A 2476-nucleotide genomic window follows, 5' to 3' on the forward strand; every position below is an offset into this window, starting at 1 on the left:
TTTTTGAAAAACAGCATCTAGGTCTTCGATATGTTCGAGCATTAAACTAAAAGTAACAAGGTCATAAGTTTGGTTTGTAAATGTCCAGTCCTTTGTGATATCAACTTCGATAAAATTTACTTTATCCGACTGGATTTTATTTTTTGCAATATCAAGCATGCCCTTAGATAAATCAATGGCAGTGATTTGATCACAGATGCTTAAAAGCCAGGCAGTATTCTTACCAGTGCCACAACCAATTTCTAAACAATGCTTGAATGATTTTCCTACAAGTATTTTTTGTAGGGACAAAGCTTCAAGGTCTCTTGTTTTATTGTCATTGGTATCGTATTGAGATGACCAACTATTGTATGCATTTGCTATATCCATTATTAAATCATTCTAATTATAATAAAGATAATACTATAAAGCCTTTATTGCAATTATGTCAAAATCAATTTATGGTACCAAATTATTCTTTACAAATTCTGCACAGTAATCTTTGATTAAATTTCTCACTGAATCAAAAGCGGCTTCAATTTCCTGCTCTGTTCCTGTAGCCTTTGCTGGATCGGGGAAATTATAATGAAATTTTTGCGCCTTTGTTGGAAAGTAGGGGCAACGCTCTTTGGCATTATCGCATACGGTAATCACATAGTCAAATTCAATACCAGTATACTCTAAGATATTGTTAGAAGTATGATTGGAGATATCAATGCCATCCTTTTGCATGGTGGCAATTGCTTTTGGATTCACCCCATGTGTTTCTACACCAGCGCTATACACATTGGCTTTGTCGCCAGCAAAATATTTTAAATAACCTTCTGCTAATTGACTGCGGCAGCTATTGCCTGTACATAATACTAAAATATTTTTCATAGTCTAATAATTTAACAACAACCTCCACCTGGCACACATTTATTTTCTGTCAATGGTTTTTGTGCAAAAACAGTGACACTAAAAATGCCTGTTGATCCGGTTTTAAATTGATTGATTTCGTCTTGAGATAAATAATTGATTAAAATATCATCAGGAATCACGATTGGTTTTTCTTTTTGAATTGTTATATTTTCAAATCCATTTGCATGAATCAATTCCATGTAAACTTCTTTTTGAATCGCACCTGCAACACAACCCGCATACATCTCGGCATCCTTTCTTAACCCCTCTGGTAATGCGCCTACTAAGACCACATCAGAAATACTAAAATGACCGCCAGGCTTAAGTACCCTAAGAATGTCTTTGATAACAGCATCTTTATTCGGTACTAAATTCAATACACAATTACTCACTACCACATCTGCGGTATTTGCAGTAATAGGCATATGCTCAATATCTCCTTGTCTAAATTCTACATTATTGAATCCTCTGATCTCTGCATTGGCTCTTGCTTTATCAATCATGGCAGGTGTAAAATCAACACCAATCACTTTGCCTGTCTCGCCAGTCTCATGGCGTGCAATAAAGCAATCATTTCCGGCACCACTTCCTAAGTCAATCACAACATCCCCCTTTTTAATTCTTGCAAACTGCGTTGGCAAGCCGCAGCCAAGACCTAAATCGGCATCGGCATTGTATCCTTCTAAAGTTGTATAATCTTCGGACATGATATTGTACACTTCTGTAGAACATCCACCAGCACCACAGCAAGAAGCCATATTATCGGCTTTGTCTTGTAGCGCAATTTCACTGTACTTTTGTCTTACGATTTCTTTTAATTGTTCTTCGGTTTGCATAAATTTTATTTTAATTTTTTTTGAATTTTTTTAAACTTGAGTTCAACAACATTTGCTGGCAGGCAAAGTCAATTTGTCTAATAATAGCCCTAACTGATTTTTTACTTTCGCCCATTCTTTTTCGTCAATACAATAACATACAGAAACACCATCGATATCACCTTTAATGAGGCCAGCTGCTTTCAATTCTTTTAAATGCTGAGAAACAGTACTTTGAGAAAGTGGCAGCTCATCTACAATAGCACCACAGATACAAGACTGGCGTTTTAGTAATACATTCAAAATGGCCACCCTAGCAGGATGAGAAAGGGCTTTAGCATATTTTGCAATGCTTAATTCCTGAGCTGAATAGTCTTTGGTTTTAGTAGTTCCCATATTAATCGTAAAATTACGATGAATTTGGGAAATGAAAAAATAAACTTAAATTGAAGGATGAAAAGAATACTTCAAACCACCCTATTGACTGGCTTAATGCTGGTTTCGGTAAATCAAGCATTTGCGCAATCGGAAAAAGCAGAAGCTGCTATTCAGTCCATCATGCAATCCAGCCCTGTGGTTGGGCTATCTGTTGCTGTGGTGAAAAATAATAAAGTCATCTACAATCATTCCTTTGGTTTTAAAGATGTTGAAAAACAATTGCCATTGACCAATGCGTCCATATTTAGAATCGCATCCATCTCTAAATCTTTCACCACCACTGCTATTATGCAATTGGTTGCAGAAAAGAAAATAAGATTAGACCAAGATATCAGTGAACTTGT

5 protein-coding genes are annotated in these 2476 nt (G+C 35.9%); 1 reads left to right on the top strand and 4 read right to left on the bottom strand.

Annotated elements, in window-relative coordinates; all coding sequences use genetic code 11:
* The 4 genes from ABWP60_RS09495 to ABWP60_RS09510 form a co-directional block, all read right to left on the bottom strand.
* Positions 1 to 369 (bottom strand): class I SAM-dependent DNA methyltransferase (locus ABWP60_RS09495; RefSeq protein ID WP_353151777.1); only part of this gene is annotated, 369 nt, incomplete at its 3' end.
* 69 nt (positions 370 to 438) lie between these two features.
* The gene (locus ABWP60_RS09500; protein WP_353151779.1) at positions 439 to 858 is read right to left on the bottom strand and encodes an arsenate reductase ArsC; all 420 of its coding nucleotides are present in this window, start codon (positions 856 to 858) and stop codon (positions 439 to 441) included.
* An 11-nt stretch (positions 859 to 869) separates the two neighbouring features.
* The gene (locus ABWP60_RS09505) at positions 870 to 1715 is read right to left on the bottom strand and encodes an arsenite methyltransferase (protein WP_353151781.1); all 846 of its coding nucleotides are present in this window, start codon (positions 1713 to 1715) and stop codon (positions 870 to 872) included.
* Between the two features lie 42 nt (positions 1716 to 1757).
* Positions 1758 to 2090, bottom strand: a complete 333-nt coding sequence (locus ABWP60_RS09510) for an ArsR/SmtB family transcription factor (protein WP_353151783.1) — start codon at positions 2088 to 2090, stop codon at positions 1758 to 1760.
* A 96-nt stretch (positions 2091 to 2186) separates the two neighbouring features.
* Here ABWP60_RS09510 and ABWP60_RS09515 point away from each other — a divergent pair.
* The coding region (locus ABWP60_RS09515; RefSeq protein WP_353151785.1) for a serine hydrolase domain-containing protein at positions 2187 to 2476 on the top strand (290 nt) is incomplete at its 3' end.

This window comes from Flavobacterium sp. (assembly GCF_040402895.1).
In the GTDB taxonomy this organism is placed as follows: Bacteria; Bacteroidota; Bacteroidia; order Flavobacteriales; family Flavobacteriaceae; genus Flavobacterium.